At 61.3% G+C, this 20833-nt stretch carries 14 protein-coding genes; 2 read left to right on the plus strand and 12 right to left on the minus strand.

All coding sequences use genetic code 11. From position 1 onward, the window contains the following. Positions 1 to 166: 166 nt before the first annotated feature. From WFJ47_RS09320 to WFJ47_RS09340, 5 genes are all read right to left on the minus strand, one after another. Entirely contained in the window at positions 167 to 1654 is a 1488-nt protein-coding gene (locus tag WFJ47_RS09320; RefSeq protein WP_336762523.1) for an MFS transporter, read from the minus strand. Further along, complete coding sequence (locus WFJ47_RS09325) at positions 1651 to 3081, minus strand: FAD/NAD(P)-binding protein (RefSeq protein WP_336762524.1); 1431 nt, start codon at positions 3079 to 3081, stop codon at positions 1651 to 1653. Before WFJ47_RS09325 ends, WFJ47_RS09320 begins: the two co-directional genes overlap by 4 nt. Beyond that, complete coding sequence (ssuD, locus tag WFJ47_RS09330; RefSeq protein WP_336762672.1) at positions 3081 to 4226, minus strand: FMNH2-dependent alkanesulfonate monooxygenase; 1146 nt, start codon at positions 4224 to 4226, stop codon at positions 3081 to 3083. Before ssuD ends, WFJ47_RS09325 begins: the two co-directional genes overlap by 1 nt. 101 nt (positions 4227 to 4327) lie before the next feature. After that, on the minus strand, positions 4328 to 5812 hold the full coding sequence (locus WFJ47_RS09335) for an NtaA/DmoA family FMN-dependent monooxygenase (protein ID WP_336762525.1): 1485 nt from the start codon (positions 5810 to 5812) through the stop codon (positions 4328 to 4330). Continuing rightward, a complete protein-coding gene (locus WFJ47_RS09340; RefSeq protein ID WP_336762527.1) occupies positions 5809 to 7002 on the minus strand; it encodes an acyl-CoA dehydrogenase family protein in 1194 nt (397 codons plus the stop codon). The genes WFJ47_RS09335 and WFJ47_RS09340 overlap by 4 nt, the downstream gene beginning before the upstream one ends. A gap of 363 nt (positions 7003 to 7365) precedes the next feature. Here WFJ47_RS09340 and WFJ47_RS09345 point away from each other — a divergent pair, with 363 nt between their 5' ends. Then, complete coding sequence (locus WFJ47_RS09345) at positions 7366 to 8769, plus strand: PLP-dependent aminotransferase family protein (protein ID WP_127103211.1); 1404 nt, start codon at positions 7366 to 7368, stop codon at positions 8767 to 8769. A gap of 329 nt (positions 8770 to 9098) precedes the next feature. Then, a complete protein-coding gene (locus WFJ47_RS09350) occupies positions 9099 to 9335 on the plus strand; it encodes a hypothetical protein (protein WP_127103212.1) in 237 nt (78 codons plus the stop codon). A gap of 25 nt (positions 9336 to 9360) precedes the next feature. On the opposite strand, the gene WFJ47_RS09355 is transcribed toward WFJ47_RS09350, so the two are convergent. The 7 genes from WFJ47_RS09355 to glgB all read right to left on the minus strand — a co-directional run bounded on the left by WFJ47_RS09355 (position 9361) and on the right by glgB (position 20826). Beyond that, a complete protein-coding gene (locus WFJ47_RS09355) occupies positions 9361 to 10464 on the minus strand; it encodes a glycosyltransferase (protein WP_336762530.1) in 1104 nt (367 codons plus the stop codon). Continuing rightward, the gene (locus WFJ47_RS09360; protein ID WP_336762532.1) at positions 10461 to 11411 is read right to left on the minus strand and encodes a glycosyltransferase; all 951 of its coding nucleotides are present in this window, start codon (positions 11409 to 11411) and stop codon (positions 10461 to 10463) included. Before WFJ47_RS09360 ends, WFJ47_RS09355 begins: the two co-directional genes overlap by 4 nt. Then, the gene (locus WFJ47_RS09365) at positions 11408 to 12541 is read right to left on the minus strand and encodes a hypothetical protein (protein WP_336762534.1); all 1134 of its coding nucleotides are present in this window, start codon (positions 12539 to 12541) and stop codon (positions 11408 to 11410) included. Before WFJ47_RS09365 ends, WFJ47_RS09360 begins: the two co-directional genes overlap by 4 nt. Continuing rightward, positions 12538 to 13947 (minus strand): glycosyltransferase, encoded by a 1410-nt coding sequence (locus tag WFJ47_RS09370; RefSeq protein WP_336762536.1) that lies wholly within the window; start codon positions 13945 to 13947, stop codon positions 12538 to 12540. Before WFJ47_RS09370 ends, WFJ47_RS09365 begins: the two co-directional genes overlap by 4 nt. Positions 13948 to 14174: 227 nt before the next feature. Beyond that, positions 14175 to 16811: a malto-oligosyltrehalose synthase gene (gene treY, locus WFJ47_RS09375; protein WP_336762538.1), complete on the minus strand. Its 2637-nt coding sequence runs from the start codon at positions 16809 to 16811 to the stop codon at positions 14175 to 14177. 2 nt (positions 16812 to 16813) lie between these two features. Beyond that, positions 16814 to 18571 (minus strand): malto-oligosyltrehalose trehalohydrolase, encoded by a 1758-nt coding sequence (treZ, locus tag WFJ47_RS09380; RefSeq protein WP_336762540.1) that lies wholly within the window; start codon positions 18569 to 18571, stop codon positions 16814 to 16816. A 23-nt stretch (positions 18572 to 18594) separates the two neighbouring features. Then, positions 18595 to 20826, minus strand: coding sequence for a 1,4-alpha-glucan branching protein GlgB (glgB, locus tag WFJ47_RS09385; RefSeq protein WP_336762542.1), 2232 nt, complete (start codon positions 20824 to 20826; stop codon positions 18595 to 18597). Positions 20827 to 20833 lie beyond the last annotated feature (7 nt).

Consider the following 20833-nt stretch of genomic DNA (forward strand, 5'->3'; position numbering starts at 1 on the left):
GCCTGGTCGGTGAGGCGGTTCAGGATGCTTGGGTGGGGATGGACATCGCATGGACGGGTGTAATGACTGCATGGGATCGTTCTTCATGAATTTACTCATTTCTGGTCGTTTAATGCGGACGGAGATCGGCCATTCCCGGTCAGGGCGAGCCATTTTTCCGGGAAGTTCAGCGCATGGGGTTGGAAGGGCAGAGCCGTTCAGGGGCCGACATACTGCGTGGTTCGGCGCGCACCCGGCGCAAGGCGGGGTCGGCATCGGCGTCGTATCCGAAGACTTCCCATCTCAGGACAAGATGAAGAGCGATGCCAAAAACAGGCGCAATCAGGATGACCCAGAAGATCTGCGTCCCAAGGCTCGTATAGAGCCCCGGCAACGCCCACATGGTCAGCGTCCCGCCAAACCCTGCGATGAAATTGGTAAAGCCGATGCCCGTCCCGCGCAGTTCTGTCGGGTAGCTCAGGGTTGGATAGACCATCTGCTGGCATCCTGGGCCGAAACCCTGCGCGAACAGGAACAGGGCAAAACCGGTCATGACCAGCCAGATTCCGGCATATGAGTGCGGCGTGCCGATGACCGCCAGAAGGGCGATGCCTACAATCTGCATCGCGTACCCTGCCAGCGTAATCGGTCGCGAGCCGAAGCTCCGTGTCAGGCGCACGCCAAGCAACCCACCCGTCAGGGCAAAGACCAGATTGAGCAGGATCGAGACACTGAGCACCTCGGTACGATTCATGTGCAGCATCGTTGCGAGCAGACTGGGGGCGCCGAAGGCAATCGCGGCATAGGAGGTTGCGCTGACGAGCTTCATGCCGATGATCAGAAGCGTGCGCGGCAGGAGTGGCCTGCGGAGCAGGGAGAAGGGGCTTGGAGGGGCCTCGGGTTCAGGAGCCACGGTGATATGAAGCACCGGATCGACCCCATGGGTGACGCGCAGGATGGCGGCGGCCTTTTCCAGATCGCCATGACGCGCGATCCAGAGCGGGGATTCGCTCATATAGCGGCTGCGTACCAGAATGATGATCAACGCCGGTACAGCGCCAAAGCCGAGCGAGGCGCGCCATAGCCAGTCGGGATGGCCTGCCGGGACCACCGCATTCAGCGCAAAGACCAGAAGGAAGCACGCGGATGAGGCCGCATACCAGGTCGGGCACCAGGCCGCGGCGCGCCCCGCCTTGCTGCCCTTGCCGGTGAGCTTGGAAAATTCCGAGAGAAACGCCATGGCGACGGGCAGATCCATCCCCACGCCGAACCCCATGGCGAAGCGGGCCAGAATCAGGATGCTGGCGGTCGGGGCCGCAGCGGCCACGAGGGCTGCGATCACGAAGCAGGCCATATCGGCCATGAACACCGCGTAGCGTCCGATCCTGTCGGTCAGCCAGCCGCCTGTGATGCTGCCCACGATGGTGCCGGCACTCATGGCGGCGGCGACCATGCCGGTTTGCGAGCCCGTCAGGCCAAAATGCTTCTGCACATCGCCAATGCCGTAGGAGAGGGTGGTCAGGTCGTAGGCATCGAGGAACACGCCCCCCAGAGCGAGCAGGACGATGATATTCGCATGTCCCTTGCCAGAGGGACCACGATTGACAAGGGCAGCGATATCCTCGGCAGAGCGGATGACAGGGCGCTCGGGCGGATGCGGGGGCAGGGCGCTCATGATCGAACCTCATCGGGAACGCGCTGGTGCGCGGTGTTCAGTTCTGCGGCGAGCTGGCGCGCCACGGATTGGGCGTTCTCGGTCACTTCCGGCAGGCCCATCAACTCCCCGAACGTCCCGCGCGAGAGCGGCCCGGCGATCAGCAGGGTCGCTGTTTTCTGTGTGGTTTCCCTGGCGGGAAGGGCGTGATGATTGGGGCCGGTATGCAGCCCGAGCCCGGTCGGGTCCGGGGCGATATGGCCTTGCTCTGCCAGAGCACGCAGGAACGGCGTGTTAGGGATGATACCTGCATGATCGGGACCGGTCGTATTGACCACATGATCGACAATGAGCGTCTCAAGGGTTTCCCCGCGGAACTGGAGCGTCAGGGCAATCCCTTCCGAACCTGCCTTTGCCTCGATGACACGCGCCGCCCGGGCAGACAGGCGCTTCGAGGCAAGGTGTCGTGTCAGGATCGCGTCGATCTGCGGGGCAATGCGAAAGCGGTGCACATCCCAGAAGGGGCGCAAATGGCGGATGAGCTTTTTGCGCTCGGGAAGATCGAGCGCCGCCCACAGCTTACGTCCCTGTTTGCGTGTGGCATCGATGATCTCGTGCCAGGAGAGATCGGGATGGTCGCGCAATGCCGCTCGGACAGTGCGCAGCAGGCCCAGAGCCGTGGGCGCGGATGCAAGATGCAGGATATCTGAGAGCGCCGAGGCCTCTGCCGCATGGGCGCGCGGGCGCAGGCCGCGTCGCGAAACGGCAAGGATCGGCCCTTGATGGCCGCGGGCCTCGAGGCTCGCCACAATATCGGCCATGGTGAGTCCAGTACCAATAATCGCCACGCGATCCTGCGTCGCGATCCGTGCCAGGGCGTCGTCGCGCCAAGGATTGGCCACGACACGTGCCTCCTGTGCCAGAGGGCGCAAGGCAGCGGGCAAGGCCGGGGCCGGATGGGTGAGGGCGATCACGACATGGGACGCGGTCAGGCCTTCCCCCTCGCTGAGGGTGAGAGCCCAGTGCCCGTTGCGTCGTACCATTCCTGTCACAGCATTCCGCAGATGCACCAGTCGCCCCGCCTCGAGAGAAGGGGCGATGCGTGCTGCCAGATACTGACCGAACTGGGCCCTTGCGGGGTAGAGATCGCCTGAGGGCAGAAAGGCGTCCGGATCTGTCGCAGCGAGTGCGTCGAGATCGAGCCAGGCACGAAAATCGCCGGGCACGGCAGTGTCGAGGCTCATCCGCGCGGCGGGCACGTTGATGCGATGCTGCGCATCGCGCGTACCATAGGCCAGCCCGGCCCCGAGCTGCGCGCGTGGCTCGATGATCGCTACCGCGCCTGCCCCGAGATCGGGACGCTGGCGCAGCAGGTGAAACGCCACCATGGTGCCGGTCGCGCCGCCGCCGATAATCGCGACGGGATAATGAGGGAGCGTGTCGGACATTATGAGGCCGATACCCGCCCGGGACGATGGCTGCCTGCAATCGTCTCGCCGAACGGTCCCATATTGCTGCTGGCCCTCTGCGTCCGCACCGGGTGAGCTGTGGGCAGAAGCGGCAGCACCAGTTCACCGAAGCGATAGGCCTCTTCCAGATGCGGATATCCCGAGAGGATGAAACTGTCGCATCCCGCGCGGCGGTATTCGTCGATGCGCTCGGCAATGGTGGCGGGGTCTCCCACCAGCGCCGTGCCGGCACCGCCGCGTACCAGCCCGACACCGGCCCAGAGATTGGGGCTGATCTCCAGCTTGTCGCGTCGGCCGCCATGCAGGGCGCTCATACGGGCCTGCCCAACGGAATCGAGCCGCGCGAAAACGGATTGCGCTTCCGAAATGGTGGCATCGTCGAGCTTGGAGATCAGTCGGTCGGCCTCGGCCCAGGCCTCCTGCGTGGTCTCGCGCGCAATGACATGAAAGCGTATACCAAAGCTCACCTCGCGCCCGGTCTTTGCGGCGGCCTCGCGCACGCGGCTGATCTTCTCACGCACGAGAGCTGGAGGTTCGCCCCAGGTGAGATATTTGTCCACGCGCCGCGCCGCGATATCGATCCCGACATCGGAAGAACCACCGAAATAGAGCGGAGGGCCGTTTTCCTGATGCGGTGGGAAGAGAAGGCGTCCATCGGCGATACGGAAATGCGGGCCTTCATGCTCGACGGTTTCGCCACGCAGCAGGCGGGAATAAATGTCGAGAAACTCGTCCGTGATTGCATAGCGCGTGGCATGGTCATGAAACAGCCCGTCACCGCCATTCTCGCGCGGATCGCCGCCAGTCACGACATTGATCAGCAAACGCCCGTTCGAGAGCCGGTCGAGCGTAGACGTCATGCGCGCGGCCAGGGTAGGGGATTGCAGACCGGGGCGCACGGCCACGAGAAATTTCAGACGTTCCGTCGAGGTGATGAGCGAGGACGCCACCACCCAGGAATCCTCGCAGCTTCGCCCTGTGGGCAGAAGGACGCCGTAATAGCCAAGCGAGTCCGCCGCACGCGCAATCTGCTGGAGATAGGGCAGGTCGACCGCGCGGCCGCCCTCGCTTGTACCGAGATAGCGGCTATCGCCATGGGTCGGCAGGAACCAGAGCACGTTGATCTTTTCCGGCGCCGAGAGGGCCGCAGAACCGCCGAAGGACGAGACACCTTCCGGCGCACGGGCGATCGGGGAGGATGAGGATGCGAAGGCAGGCAGGCGGGTCATGGCAGGGCGCTTTCTTTCTGCACGGTCTGTTGCCGACCGCTTGACGCTGAATCGGTTATGGGGAGGGGGGCGTTCTGGCCGGTCCCGGTAGGGCCGGGCCATGACGCAGGGTCACTGCGATACAGGGCAGCGGGATGGGTGTCGGGCAACCGGTCTCGCCCCGTGAGCCGATGGCGCAGTGTCTCGCCCTGCACAGGGGCGGGAGGAAGCCTGCCGCGACGGCGCAGTTCCGGTGCGATCAGTGTGGCATAGTCATCGAGGGTTTCGTGGCTGTGATACTGGCGCAGATTGATGCCATCGATCCCGTCCTCATCCAGCCAGGTCTCGATGTCATCCGCAATCTGCTCGGGCGTGCCCGCCCGGAAAAACCGCCCCTCATCGAAGCTGGCAATCTGGGCGAGGGCGGCACCGATTGTCTGCTCGGCACCGAAGCGACGGCCCATATTGCCCAATGCGCGCCCGCTGCGGGCCAGAGCCTCACCCAGCGTCAGGGACGGATCGAACTGGCGCAGATCGATCTCCGCCTGGGCATGAACCAGGGCGCCTTCAACGGAATAGAGCGCGCGATAACGGGCGAGCTTGGCCTGGGCCTCCTCCTCGGTATGTCCGGCAATCAACCCGGCCATCACATAGAATTTCAGCTCGGCGGGGTCGCGCCCCTGGGCGGCGGCGGCCTCGCGGGTGCGGGCGATGGCACGACGCACCTCCTCCTGCGTCCTGCCCCCGATGAACACGGCCTCGGCGTGACGTGCGGCGGTTTTCAGGCCACGTGGCGAGCCGGTCGCCTGAAACAGCACGGGGGTGCGCTGCCGCGTGGGCTGCACCAGATGGGGGCCTTCGACGCGGAAATGATCGCCCTCGTGATGGATGTGGCGCACACGCTCGGGATCGGCATAGCGGTCACCCGCGCGATCCTCGATGACCGCATCGTCTTCCCAGCTGCCCTCCCAGAGCTTGTAGAGGACTTCGAGATATTCATCCGCCCGGTCATAGCGGCTGTCATGTTCCAGCTCGCCATCTAGGCCGAAATTGCGCGCGGCATTGGGCAGATAGGAGGTGACGACATTCCATCCCACCCGTCCCTCGGTCAGCAGATCGAGCGTGCTCATGCGCCGCGCGAAAGCGAAGGGCGGTTCATAGGTGGTCGAAAACGTGGCCGCAAAACCGAGCGTGGTGGTCACGGCTGCCATGGCGGGGATGAGCGAGAGCGGATCGAGATTGGGGATCTGAAGCCCCAGACGCAACGAGGCGTCCAGACCGCCGAAACGATCATAGATCCCGATCACATCGGCAAGAAAGATCGCGTCCATACCGGCCTGTTCGGCCTTGCGCGCCGTGTCGAGCCAGAACGCCATTTCGCCGAAGCGGTGGCGGTTATTCCCCTCCTCGCGCCACATGCCGTGCACGATATGGCTCACACAGGCCATTTCAAACAGATTGACGTGCAGGGTCTTGCGGGGGGCGAGCGGGGAATGGGTCATGCGGCGTCTCCCTGACGGTTGGCCTCGGCGAGGCGACGCAGCCCGTCACGATAGGGCGTCCACAGGCGTGTGCCGTTCAGGGCAACATCGCCAAGCTCGCGCTGGCGTTGGGCTGCTGGGTTATGAGAGGCGAGGGTGCGGGCATTGCGCCAATGGCGGTCGAGCCTCAGCGTCTCGGAGGTGGCCGACGCCCCTCCGACCTCGAAGAGAAGAGTGGCCGCCTCGAGCGTCTGCTGGGCGATGATCTGCTGCGCCTTGAAGATCTCCTCCTGGGCGCGCTCGATGGCGTTATCATCGTGATTGCCCGCAAGGAAGAGCGGCTCGATGGCCTCAAGCGCGCGCGCCCCTTGATCGGCCAGCACTGCAGTCGAATAGGCGAGAGAGGACAGACGCCCCACCACGCCCTGCACCACGGGATCATGTTTCTGCACTGATTTGCCGGGCACGCCGAAAACACGCTCGCGCGGTCGTACGAAAGCCAGCGCATCACGCAGCACGGCCTGGGCGATGCCGGCCAGAGTGGTGTTGTGGAATTGCTGGTAATAGGCGCCGAGAAAAGGCTGGCTGGGCGGCGTGTCGGCGGGGGCACGCTCGACGATCTGGGCGGGGGCGATAGCGACCTGCTCGAAGAGGGTCGTGCCACTGCCCGTCAGGCGCTGGCCGAACCCGTCCCAATCATCCACGCGTGTCACACCCGGTGCATCGGCAGGCACCAGTACGCGGACGCGGTCGCCCGCCAAACTGGCCCAGACGATGATCCAGTCGGCATAAAGCGTGCCGGTAGAGTAGTATTTACGTCCGTTCAGAACGAGACCGTTCGGTCCGTCTGTCACCTCGGTGGTCACGCTGGTCTCATTGCCGCGCTCGGCCATGGCCGCACCGAAAATCTGGTTGTCGCGTATCAGACCGCGCCACCGCTCGGCATCGGGCAAGCCCGCGCGTAGTGTTTCGACAAAGGCGAAATGCGCGCGGAAGATCTGCGGGATGTTGGAATCCGCACTGGCGAGGTCACGCAATACGCGGAACGTATCGGTCAGCCCGAAACCAAGCCCGCCTCGTTCCGACTCAAGACGCAGGCGCCCAAATCCGGCATGCGCGAGCGTCCTGACAACCGCTTCGGCTGGCTGCCTCTCGCGGTCTCGTCCGACGGCGCCTTCAGAGATGGAACGAAAATGTTCTGTGAAATCCATGACACCAATCTCACCGAGGATCATAGCGGGAAAGCTATTTCACTTTGATAAACGTTATTATTTTGAAATAACAAAACGGAATGACATGCTCTGTCAACGATGATTCTCGTTAATTTTGAAAACCACTATAAAAAACAGTGCAAATGGAATGGTGTAAATGAAATGGTCTGGCCTTCCTGGTCCGGAAGCAGGACAGAATGCTTCGAGCCATGATGCGGGACGAGGAAGGCTGATCGATCAGGCCCGTTGCGACATTTCCGAAGGGAGATTTTGACGTGGCAGCGCTTTGCAGCATTCCCGCAACGCGAAAAGGAGCGCTAGAAGAGAGAAGAGACGCTGACGGGCAAGGAAGGAGACAGGCAGATGGCGGATGAAGCCTATCTCGGGGAATGGAAAGCCGCGATCAGCCGGAATACCGGAGCGCTCTATCTCGCGATTGTCGAGGCTATCGCGCATTCGATCCGAAAGGGAGATCTGCAGGAAGGGGAGAAACTGCCGCCCCAGCGGGTCATTGCGACGCGGCTTGGTACAAATCTGAGCACAGTGACCCGGGCGATCTCCGAGGCCCAGAAGCGCGGCCTGCTGGATGCCACGATCGGACGCGGAACATTCGTTCGGATCAATGCCGGTGAGGGGTCCTGGCGGCAGACCGATGCAAGTGTCATCGATCTGACAATGAATTCGCCACCCTTGCCACGTGACCCCGCATTACAGGCCATGATCCAGGGAGAGATCGGCGCGATCTTTCGCCATCAGGATGTGCAGTCTGTCATGTCCTATCGTGTTACAGGCGGAACGCAACAGGACCGGCAGCTTGCGGCACAATGGTTGCAGCCCGTTCTCGGCCGCCGTCGTGCGGGGGAGATCCTGATCGTGCCCGGTGCCCAGGTAGCGCTTTCTGCCATCATGAGTTCTCTCGTGAAGCCGGGTGAGGCCATCGTCACGGATCAGTTGACCTATCCGGGAATGCGGGCGATCGCGGCGCAGCTTGGTTACGTGTTGCTCGGCACGGAACAGGACCATGAGGGGCTGATCCCCGAGGCACTGGACGAGCTCTGTGCCCGACATCGGCCGCGCGTCCTTTATTGCACCCCGACCCTCCACAACCCGACCACAGCAACCTGGTCAGTCGACCGTCGCGAGGCGGTTCTGGCCATTGCGCGCCGACATCAGGTGCAGATTGTCGAGGATGATCCCTACAGCCTGTTGCTCAAGGCGCCACCGCCAACCCTAGCCATGCTCGATCCATCACGGGTGCTCTATGTGGCGACCCTTTCCAAGGTGCTCAGTCCCGGATTGCGTACGGCCTATATCGTCCTGCCAGGCGCAGAAATGACGCGGCGTATCACGGCGGGAGTCAGGGCGATATGTCAGGCCAAGGCGGGGCTTCTGGACGCCCTCGTCTCACGCTGGATCGAGACCGGACTTGCCCAGCACTGCCTGCGTAGTATCCGGGACGAACTGACCCAGCGTCACCAGACCCTGCGCCAGATCATGGGAGCGCGCGTGGCCGATAAAAGCCCGAGCCCGCATGTCTGGCTGCCTCTGCCGGAATGGTGGAGCAGTGCCGATTTCGTGGCTTTCGCGCGCCGTCAGGGCCTCGCTCTCGTGCCGAGTTCGGTCTTTGCCGTCAACGGGCCCCCGCCTGCCGCCGTGCGTATGGCGCTGGGGAGCGCGCCCGATCTGGCGGGGCTGCGTGAGTCTCTCATCAGTCTGCGTTCCGTACTTGATTATCGTCCCGCCATAGGTTTTTCCGACATCGTCTGAAGCGAGACGAAGTGATGTTGCGATCACGAAAAAGAGAGAATAAAAGGCAATATTTTCAATGGAATGGATGGATCAGGGAAAAATGTTTCGTCTTGTTCGGGTGATTGTACCGTCTTGTCGTCATCAATCCCGATGAAGATCGCCCATTGATTTCATTGTATGGTGATGTTGACCAGACAATTTTTTGCATCAGGCGTCAAATTCGGGCATGGTGCCTCGAACTTCCCGCAGGGCCATACGGGTATTGCGGGGCAGAAAATCGGAACTTGATATTCCTTTGGCGCCGGACCGGTCGATCAATGCCGACGCCTCTCTCACGGAGAGCCAGAATGAGCGCAGAACTCGCCAACCCGACTTTGGAAATGCAGGAAAAATCGGCCCTGCGTCGCTTGCGCTATCGTATGGGGGCCATGGTGGTCGGTGTGCTGATGTTCCATGTCTGCCTCGCCTGGGCCATTGCAGGCACGTCGGTCGACATGCAGGATCATTTCCACACCAATTTCTGGGCGCTAGGGGCAACGCTTTTCTGGGCGATCTTCGCCGTCTACAACATGAGCGTTTCGTGAGCGGAGCGTACGAGACGCCATTAGGTTATCCCGCCCGCGCCTGATCGCTTACCGGAGAGGCAGCCGCGATCACCTCCCCATAAAGCTGCTCATAGGCGTCGATCATGCGGTCAAGGGTGAAACAGGAAGTCACCCTCCCTCTTGGTCTGCGACGCTCGATCGTTCGCGCTTCCCGAATGGCGCAGGCGAGGGCTGAAACATCCTGTGCCGGCGCGAAACGCCCTGCCTCGTCGCCGATGATTTCGCGCGCAGCTCCCTGATCGAAGGCCGCAATGGGAAGGCCACTCGCCATGGCCTCGATCGCTACCAGGCCGAACGGCTCATCCCAGCACGGCGTGAAGAGAAACAAGGCCGCCTTGCGCATTTCGAGCGAGAGGGCCGCGCCGTCAATCACCCCCTCATAGGTGATGTTGTCATCGAGATAGGGCGCGATCATCGTGTCGAAATAGGCCTGATCTTCCATATAGCCGAAGAGCTTGAGCCCAATACCAGCCTGACGCGCTGCCTGAACGGCGTGATGCGGCCCCTTATTGGCGGTGATGCGTCCACTCCATAAAGCGTGATCTCCTGCCCCTGAAGAAAAGGGCCAGAGTGTCGGATCGATGCCGTTATGCACCACGGTGCTGTAGGGCGGTACGCCATCGGGCCACCAACAGAGATTCTGCCGGGCTGAGGTCACCGTCGCACGGTGGGTAGTACAGACCGTGTCCCGTACCACGCCATGGATCGCCTCAAAGGGGGGAACATGCAAAGATGTCAGGCAGGGCAGACCGGTCCGGCGCGCTTCCTGCAGGATGAAGCGATGCAGGGAGTTGTTGTGCACCACGTCGAACGCGCCGCTGAAAATGCGGTGACGGGCCGCGCCGAAATGTCGGTCAAGCAGCGGGTAGAGCCGCGGGTCGGGCGTCGCGTTTTCCCATGGATAATCCCGATCGTAGTGTACGGGCAGGATCGGGTCGATGGTGAAGCGTGCGTCACTGTCTCCCGCAGCGAAAAGCGTGACCTGGTGGCCACGTGCCTCCAGCCCCCGGGCCAGATGAAAGCTGTGCGCTTCCATCCCGCCTTTGAAGGGTTCTGCAATGGGATGCCTCGGATGTGCGACAAGCGCGATCCGCAGCCTGCGGCTCATTCTGCGGCCATGGTTATGGGGGCGACAGTAATAGGCTGGGCTTCTCTCTCACGCGCCTCCAGAATTCTGATGACCGAGGTCGTATTGGCATAGGGCTGGTGGCTCTGCTGTCCCGTCAGCGCCAGATCTCCGGCATCCGGTGCGCGCAGAATGCGGATGGGGCGACCCGGCGTATCATCGATCAGCCCCATGAGCCTGAAGGCATGCAGCCAGTGCCCCATCGTGCGGTAACCCCATTTGCGCTCGAAGAGCTCCGCATTGCGCACAACCGTTTCCAGATGGTGCACGGGCGGCATGTGGTGGGCGTGATGCTGGTGGTAGACCCGCGCGCCATTGACCCAGGCGAGCTGTCCTCCACCCAGGGTATAACCTTTCGCGTAATCCGTGTCCTCGCCGCCATAGCCGGTAAAGGCTTCATCGAACCCACCGGAAAGATCGAAACGCTCATGTCGTATCGCGAAATTCAACGACCAGAAGCAGCGATAATCAGGGCAGGGCTCGACCCCATGCGCAGGTGGTCCGCGTCGATCGGAATGCCGCTCGCAGACCTGCTCGAATGCTTCGTAGCTCCATCCCGGAGAGGCGGTGTTCGCAGGGAGATACTGCACCTCTCCCATCAACAGCGCATCGTGCGTGTGCAAGGCGTCACGATATTCGCGCAGACACTCTGGTGCCGGGATACAATCGATATCCAGAAAGACCAGAAGCTCACCACATGCGACTTGCGCAGCCTTGTTGCGCGCCTCGGCCAAGCGTAACCGATCCGTCTTGATACGGATCTGCCGTACCGGAAAGGGCATTTCCGGGAGGGCCTCATACAGGTTGTCCTGCATGACGGCGATGATCATTTCATCAGGCAGAACAGTCTGGCGTGACAGGCCGAGCATCATATTGGCCAGATGGGCGGCGCGCCCTTTCGCGAGGGTCAGCACTGAAATTGTGGTCATGGCAGCAATATCTCCCGGGTGATGTCGGTGTGATCATTCCAGAAACGCGCAATCAGCCCCTCGATCCAGAGCGCTGTGCGTTCGGCGGGGCGATCGTCGATGGCGGCGCGTTGCAGGTCTGGGGCGTGGCGCGCGTAGGCTTCCGCCAGAGCCTGTGTCCATGCCATGCCCGAGGCGGGCAGATGGGGGCGTGTGACGGCCATCTGGGCGGATTCCAGACATTCCGCCTTACGGTGCTGCTCATCGAAATAGCGCCATTCCGGTATGGCGAGCCAGGGCTTGCCCGCCGCCAGAATCTGCTGGCAGGTCGTGTTACCCGTGCTGGCGATGATGCAGTCGGCCGCCGCCACGTAATCGGCGGCATTGCCGACCCAGCCGTGATGCTGGAGGTTACCCGGCTCGGTGGCATGCCAGTCGCGCTGCATGGCTCCGATGGTGAGCCATAGCGCCTCTGGTCGATGACGTGCGCCCACCGTGATAGGAGCCTCGCTCATGCCGGTGCCTCCCCCACCAGACATCACGAGGATGACCTCGCGTTTGTCATCGATACCGAGGCGACGGCGTGCGATTTCCTTCTCAGGCAGGATATCCGCCTTGCCGAGCCCCCCTGCAAAGAAGATGCGGCGGCGCAGTTGGGCATCCCATTCGGGTTGAGCCAGCCGCTCGGAAAAAGGTGCCAGAAGGCCAATGGCGCCGTCATAGGCAGCCTGATGGCCCTCATCGCTGCGATCACCGTGCTGGAGCACCTTGATGTGGGGAACGCTGCAGAGGCGGCTGAGCTGAGCGATCTCGGCTGAGACATCGCAAATCATGAGCGCGGGATCGGCCTCAGCAAACCATGACACGATCTCACCCATGGCCTTGCGTATGCCCGGCCAGCCGAGGGGCGCGCAATGGAGGGTGCGCGGCGTGGGTATGTCAGCCAAAGCCGGGTTTTCCTGGCCTGTCGCTTCGAAAAGCGACGGGATGCGGGTCAGGGAAACATGCGCCGGCAATTCGCCGAAGAGGTCATCACGCGCGCAGAACAGCCTTACAGGGCGGGTTGTAGGCAGGGCATTGACGACGGCCATGCAGCGCTCGGCATGACCACGCCCCTGATGATGAACGAAATAGCCGACAGGTCTGTTCACGGGCGGCCTCCAGGTGTTCCCGCGATATCGGCGAGGGCAAAGGGAAGGGGGGCAATGTCAGGCACAAGATCGACACGCCCGGAGGGAAGAGCCGCATTGCGCGACGGATATGCGCCCTCCGTACGGCTCATGAGATCGCGATAGAAATCGATCGACCCGCGCGCGAACCCTTCCCATCCGAGACGGGTCTCGGCCTGGCGCGCGTTCTGCGCCAGGCTGGACCAAATGGCAGGCCTGTCGATAATGCGGTGCAGGGCACCTGCCAGCGCAGCTTCCGATTCAGGGGAGATCAGGATACCATGCCCCAGACTGCCAATGATATCGACGGGGCCGCCCTGATTGGTGGCTATGACCGGCAGGCCGACACAGGCCGCCTCCAGCAGAGTCAGGCCGAAGGGCTCGTGACGTGCAGGATTAACGAAAACACCGTGGCTGCGGGCGGCGAGGCGATAAAGTCCCGCGACATCATCCGCTTCATGACGTCGAGGAAGCGCGAAACGATCCGCCAGGCCATATTCGGATCTGATCTCCCGCAGCGTGTCGATCACACGCGCTTCTTCCGAGCCCGCGATCAAGCCGCATTGCTGTCCGGCCAGGATCACCAGATTGGCTTTTCTCTGCAACTCCCGGTCTTGCGCATAGGTCCGGGCGAGAAAGGCGAGATTCTTCTTCTCAACCGGTCGGGCGATGGCAAGAATAAGCGGCCGCTCTGGAGCCTGAAGATGACCCTCTATAAATTTCATCCCGTGATCGGCGGTGCCGGAAGACAGTCTTGGAACCCCCGGTGCGATCACGCGAAGCTTAGCGCGACTTGCAGCAACGCCGTAGCGCGGGATCTGCCGGTTCGCTTCGTCACGCGTTGATACGATGATCCCGTCTGCTCGACGCATCGCCTCTTCTTCCCGAACGATGCGTGCCTTCAGGGCCGGGCATTCGGCAGCACCACTCAAAAGCTTGTCCATGCCAAGCGCATGAGGCGTGTAGAGCAGGGGAATGCTCTGGGCGCGCGCCAGAGCGAGGCCCGGTACGGCAGCGTCGGCAAAATGGGCATGAACAATATCGATGCGTCGATCCGCCCGGGTGGCGTGGTCCAGCAAGGCTTGGGTCAGGACGGGCAGTTCTGACAGCAGCCCGTCTTTTTCCAGATAGGGGGCGTTTGCAGGACCGATGCGCAGGATCGACACGTTCTCGGCGACGCGCTCTATTTCCGTGTCATGGATGAGTCCGAGACATTCATCTCGAAATCGTCTCGTTACGATAGTGACGTGGTCGACTTCCGGGCAGCGCGCCTGTGCTTTTGCGGCTTCCAGCACGTAGGCGATATGCCCGCCTGTATCAGGGGTAAGACCATAGGTGACGGGGGGAGCGCGGAGGCAACCGCCAAGCGCAATATGGAGTATATGCACGCGTCACCTCACCTGTGGGGCGGTGTAACGTCTTCGCGAGAGATCGGGTTGCGGCGTGCAAGTCACAGGAAAGGCTTACGGGCAATATTGATGCCCAATGATGCCAGAAAAGCCCAAAGGGAGAATATGATCGCCCCGGATATGCGAAGCTGGGGAACTTCGGGAGAATTGCTTTTTCCTGCTTCGGTCAGGCGTGAGTTCCTTACCCCGCCTGACCCCAACCGGATTCAGTCCTGCCTGACCAGGACATCGAGGGGAACACGCCCATCCAGATAGGCGAGGGGCAAATCCCCCCCCTGATGGGTCACGCCCTCATGGAGCAGGCTTTTCCAGGCGCCCCGCGCCGGAATATGGGTTTTCGCCCATCCCTCATGGCGGGTGGAAAGCGAGGGCGCCGGTGAGAGCGCCATGGTCAGGCGGGGCGCTATTACCAGGCAAGCGCCCTCGGGGCTCTCGCGCTCGAAGGCGATAATATGGTCGGACAGGGGACCTGTCGGGGCCAGGGAAAGGTAACGACCGGTCTCGAACAGATTGGGGTTGCGCAGGCGCAGATCGAGTACGGTCTCGATCAGAGCCTGCTTTACACGACCCGTTTTCCAGTCTGTGGCGCTGGCCGCGAAAGAGACGCCCTTCTGGTTCATGGCCTGATGACGCAAGTAATCGACAGGGCGTCTGTTATCCGGATCGACAAGACTGAAATCCCAGCATTCGCGCCCCTGATAAAGGTCGGGAACACCGGGGCTGGTCATACGCAGCACTGTCTGGGACAGGCTGTTGAGCGCTGCAGATGGGCCGATATGAGCGAGGAGCCTGGTGATCTGCGCACGGAAATCACCCGTGATGCAAAGCTTCGCGAAGGTCAGGCAGGCTTCTTCATACGCCTCTTCCGGGTGGCTCCAGCTTGTCCGCTCACCTGCTTCGCGCAGCGCCTTTGTCAGATAGGCGCTGACGCGCTCCGGGTAGGATTCCTGTTCTTCCTCAGCCAGAGGCCAGGAGGAGATCAGTGTCTGCAGGATGAAATACGCATCGGCGGGAACAGGAGAGAGCCCGTGGGAGGTTTTTTCAAGGAGATCCTGTGTCTGTTCCAGCCAGGAGGCGGCGATATCTGGCCACTTGGCTTCCGGCTCACTCAGCACCATCAATCGCGTGCGTCCGTCTTCTCCACGCTTGTGATCATGGGTCGCTGTGGTGAGCAGCGCAAGAGGATGGTTCGCCTGTCGCTCACGGTTGGTCATATGGAAGGCGAGCGGTGAGGCGGCGAACCGATCGGGATTACATCCCACATCATTGCGCGAGAGCAGGCGGGCGTAACGATAAAAAGCCGTGTCTTCCCCAGCCTTTGCCGTGAGAGGCGCTGTCAGATGCTCGAAGCGCTCGAGGATATCCTGCCGCTCCGTTGTGTCGATACGCGCATCGGCCAGAAACTGGCAAAGCTGGTCGAGCAGCGCATGCTGGTACGAAGGAAGGAGATGCTGCGCAGCGAGACGTGCCCGGTCGATAGCGCGGAAATCCGCTCCGGAATCGCCTCCGTCAGCGAAGTAGCTGCGATAGACAGGAAAGACGATCAGAAGGGCACGCAGGACGGTCCCAAGGGCGTGGGGCGTGATATCGCGCTCTTGCTCAAACTGTTTCTGCAGAAGACTGACAAGCGTATCGAAATCCGCAACGAACGAGGTATCCAGTTTTTCGATGCGTGCAAGATGCTCGACATCCTCGAAATCAGCCATGCCCAGTCCAGACCAGAGTGCCGTCAGAGGTGCCTCGCCGGCAGGATGATGGAGCAGCAGATCCACCTGCTCAAGGAAGTCATAGCCCGTCGTGCCTGTCACAGGCCATTCGAGCGGCAGAATCTCGTTGTGCTGCAGTATCTTCTCGATGAAGAACGGGGCCTGATCCTGTAGCCCTTCCGGACGCTCGCGCCGCAGCCCGTCGAGCTTGGCACGCAAACGGGAACAATATTCCGCCGGGCGCGCGAGACCATCCACGTGATCGACGCGAAGCCCGTCGATGAGGCCCTCACGATACAGTTCGAATACGAGCTTGTGGGCGTCCTCAAAGACCTCCCGACGGTCCATGCGCAACGCCACGAGCGAGGTGACATCGAAGAATCGGCGCCAGTTGATCAGATCACCCGCAGCGCGCCACCAGGCGAGGCGGTAATGCTGGGCATCGAGCAGCGTACGCAATCTTGCGCGGCCCTTTTTCGTGTGGTGGTCAACCAGTCCGTTGAGGCGCCCCAGAAGAACCTTGCCGTCATCGGATTTCTGGAAGCTTGCGTCCGCTTTTCTCGCGGCAGGGAGCCCGGCCTCCCCCATTATTTCGGTTGCACTTTCGGGCGACAGAGGAAAACGATGATCGCCATATAGAAGGTCGAGCGTTCCACCGCCTTGGGTATAACCAAGCGTAAGCCCCCCGGCATGGATGATATCAACCAGCGGGTCGCCCAGAAACGGGAGAAGGACCTTGTGATGCAGACTCGGGTCTGGGGGTGTCCAGTCAATATCGAAGTGCTGTGCATAGGCGCTGCGCTGTCCCAGGCGCAGGACATCCATCCACCAGCCATTATCCGGCCCGACGCCCATATGGTTGGGTACAATATCCAGCAAAAGCCCCATACCTTCCTGGCGCAGGCGCGCGACCAGCCGCTTCAGACCGTCAATCCCGCCGCGGTCAGGATCGATGCGATGGCAGTCGATCGTGTCATAGCCATGCATCGACCCGGGTGTGGAAGCCAGAAGTGGCGAAGCATAGAGATGGCTGATACCGAGTTTGCGGAAATAGGGGATGAGTGGAATGGCGTGATCGAAAGTGAACTCGCGATGAAACTGCAGGCGCAGCGTGGCAGTCAGGGGAAGGCTTTTCATGATCATGACTCCAGACCGGCGACGAGGCTGCCAGGTGGGACTGTGTCTACTGCCCGTCTGGTGGCAGAGCTATAGAGAAGCTGGTCCGGTTCATTGATCCTGCAGGTTTCGCGATCGGACAGGTTGAGCGCTATCGAGAGAATGGAGCCATCATCGAGCTTCCAGCGCGCGAGTACCGATTTATCGCCGATTATGGTTGCGCCCAGACTATGGACATCGGTAAGCCGGGGCACGAGGTGGCGCTTGCGCAGGCCCAGAAGTGTGTGGGTCCGGTCGAGCCAGATACGCCCATCCAGCGTCGCCCGTTCCTCCCGGTCAGGGCGAGACCGATCGAAGGTTGAGAGCGCATTTGGATCCGGGATGCTTTTGCGCTTTTCCGGGTCTTGGAACGACGAAAATTTGGCGAATTCCTTGCGTCGCCCTTCACGGACAGCATCGGCCAGATCCCCCTGGAAGTCGCAGAAGAACAGGAATGGCGTACGGCATCCCCATTCCTCTCCCATGAAGAGCATGGGCACCATCGGGCTCAGGAGCAAAAGCGCATAAGCCGCATGAACGGCGTCGGGTGAGGCGAGTGAAATGAGGCGCTCCCCGAGCGCCCGGTTACCGGTCTGATCGTGGTTCTGCAGAAACAGGATGAATTTGGAGGCAGGGAGGTCGCCGCTCGGCATGCCACGCTTCTTGCCCGAATAAGGGTTCATCTCGCCCTGATAGGCAAAGCCCTCCTGCAGGACGCGAGCAAGGATTTCAGTCGGGTTATCAGCGAACATTTCATAATAGCCCTCCTTTTCTCCTGTCAGCATGACGTGCAGAACGTTATGGCCGTCATCATTCCACTGGGCCGTGAACCCGTCGCGCAACAACCCGGCATCGTTGTTCTCGTTTTCCAGAATGAGATGGACCTGGCGGCCGGGCTCGACCACCTCCCGTACCTTGTCGCGCAGCTTGCCGAACCACGCGTGGTCGGTAATCGCCGAGGCCGCGTCGATGCGGACACCGTCGAAGCGGAACTCCATCAACCAGTACAGGACGTTATCGATGAAGAAGGTCGCGACCTCCGGCTTGGCGAAGGCAATTCCTGTGCCCCAGCTTGAATTGTTCTCGTGATCGAAAAACGCTTCGGCATATTCGTGCAGGAAGTTCCCGTCAGGGCCGAAATGGTTATAGACCACGTCGAGAATGACCATGAGCCCCTTTTCATGGGCTGTATCGATCAAGTGCTTGAGTGAGTCGGGCTCGCCATAAGCCGCCGTAGGGGCATAGGGCAAGACGCCATCATATCCCCAGTTTCGGGTGCCGCCAAAGCTGTTGACCGGCATGATCTCGATAGCAGTGATACCGAGCGCCTTAAGCTCATCCAGTCGGTCGCGGACACCGTCAAATCCGCCCATCAGGCCTGCATGGAGTTCATAAATGACGGCTTCCTGCCAGGGGCGTCCCGCCCAGCGCGTGCTGCGCCAGACATAGCCGCTCGGATCGGTCACGACGCTCGGGCCGTGAACGCCTTCTGGCTGAAACCGGCTTGCCGGGTCGGGAACGGCGAGGTCCCCGCGGATCCTGTAGCGATACCGTGCACCAGCAGGGCAGGAGGCTATGAGGCTGAAAACGCCCTCGGCATCGCGATCCAAGGGCTGGGGAGCATCATTCTCGATTTCGAGCGACACGCTCTCGCAGGAAGGAGCCCAGAGCGAGAAACGCGTGGTTCCGTCGCTCTGGGGGATGGCACCGAATTGGGTCTCGTAAAGATATCCTTGCGGCATCGGTGCCTCCTGAAAAGGGAAGTTCAGCCCCGTCTGGGCATGAGATACATGACGGCGAGGGGTGGAAGCGTCAGAACGAGAGAATGTTCCATCCCATGCGCAGATTCTCGCGATGCCGTGATTGGCCCCTCATGAACGATGCCTGAACCACCAAAGAGATCCTGATCGGTATTGAGCCTCTCAACCCAGTCTCCACCCATCGGAACGCCGATGCGATAATCATGATGCACCACCGGCGTCATGTTGCAGACAACAAGGACAGGATCGGCATCAGGGGCCTGGCGCAGCCAGGCAAACACGGTGTTCTCGGTGTCGTCAGCGATGACCCAGCGAAAGCCGTCATGCTGAAAATCACGCGACGAGAGAGCACGCTCGCTCTGATACAGGCCATTGAGCGCCCGCATCGTCTCGAAGACGCCGCGTCCGAGCTTGTCGTTCATCCGGTGCCAGGCAAGCTCGCGGTCATTGTGCCACTCTTCCCATTGGGCAAATTCGCCCCCCATGAAGAGGAGTTTCTTGCCGGGATAGGCCCACATGAGTGCGTAATAGGCGCGCAGATTGGCGTGTCTGCGCCAGTCATCGCCCGGCATGCGCGACAGGAGTGAGCCTTTGCCGTGCACCACCTCGTCATGCGAAAGGGGCAGGATGAAATGCTCGGTATACGCATAGATCATCCCGAAGGTGACGTCGGAACCGTGATACCGGCGCCAGAGTGGGTCCTGCTGCATATAGCGTAGCGTGTCATGCATCCAGCCCATGTTCCACTTGTAGCGAAAGCCCAGCCCGCCAATCTCGGGCGGTGCCGTGACGCCTGGCCATGCAGTGGATTCCTCGGCGATGAGCATCGCATCATGACAGTAATCCCGCACAATCCCTGACAACTCACGCATAAAGTTGACGGCCTCGAGATTTTCACGCCCCCCATAGATGTTCGGGCACCACTCCCCATCCTTGCGGCTGTAATCGCGGTAGAGCATCGAAGCAACGGCATCCACGCGCAGTCCGTCCACGTGGAAATTGCGCAGCCAGTAGAGTGCGCTTCCAGTCAGGAAATTGCGTATTTCGGTCCTGCCGAAATTATAGATCAGGGTGTGCCAGTCCTGATGATAGCCTTCCTTCGGATCGGAATGCTCATAGAGATGTGTCCCGTCGAACAGGGCGAGCCCATGCGCATCCGTTGGAAAATGCGCCGGTACCCAGTCAATGATGACCCCGATAGAGGCCTGATGGCATCGATCCACAAAGCGGGCGAATTCCGCAGGGGTACCGTGACGCGATGTCGGCGCGTACATGCTGAGGGGTTGATACCCCCAGGACCCGGAAAACGGATATTCGGTGATCGGCATGAGCTCAATATGGGTGAAGCCCAGATCCTTGATATAGGGAATCAGCCGATCGCCCAGATCGTTCCAGCTGATGTAGCCGGTGGGGGAATTGATCCGCTGCCACGAAGGCACATGCAATTCATAGATCGAGATCGGCGCTTCAAGCCCCTGACGGCTGGCGCGTTTGGCCATCCAGTCTTGATCTTCCCAGTGATGCTCCAGCGGGGGTGCAACGATGGACGCGGTTGCAGGCGGTAACTCGGCGTAGCGCGCATAAGGATCGGCCTTGGCAGGCAGAACGGTGCCGTTCTGCGCCATGATCTCGAATTTGTAGCGCTCGCCCGAGCCGATTCCGGGTACGAAAAGCTCCCAGATACCCGCGCTGTGGCGCAGGCGCATCGGATGACGGCGGCCATCCCAGATGTTGAAATCTCCGATGACGGAAACCCGCAGGGCGTTGGGTGCCCAGACGCTGAAGCGCACACCTGCGACACCGTCGACTTCCGCAATATGCGCGCCCATGATCTGGTCGATATCGCGGTGATTACCCTCGGAAAACAGGTAGAGATCCAGATCGCCGATCAGCGTACCGAAGCTGTAAGGATCATGGGTTTCCTGCCACCCATCAGCCCAGAGAATGCGCAGGCTATAGCGCGGGGCCTGAAGGCTGATCGTTGCCGCATAGATGCCGCGCTCGTCGATGCGCTCCATCTTCTTTTCGAGCGGTGGCTTGCCTTTTCGTTCGGCGACAAGGCGCACCTCGACCGCGTCAGGATAGAAAACGCGGACGATATTGCCCCGGCCTTCCCGGTGGCGGCCCAGATAGGAGAAAGGGTCGTGGCAGCGCCCCTCGACGATCGCGTCGATCAAGCCCTGCTCCTGAGGCTTGGGGGATTTCTCAGTCACCTGTGTCAGTGTGGTGTCGGTCATGGAATGG

Origin of the sequence: Asaia sp. VD9 (assembly GCF_037150015.1) — a bacterium.
Lineage (GTDB): Bacteria > Pseudomonadota > Alphaproteobacteria > Acetobacterales > Acetobacteraceae > Asaia.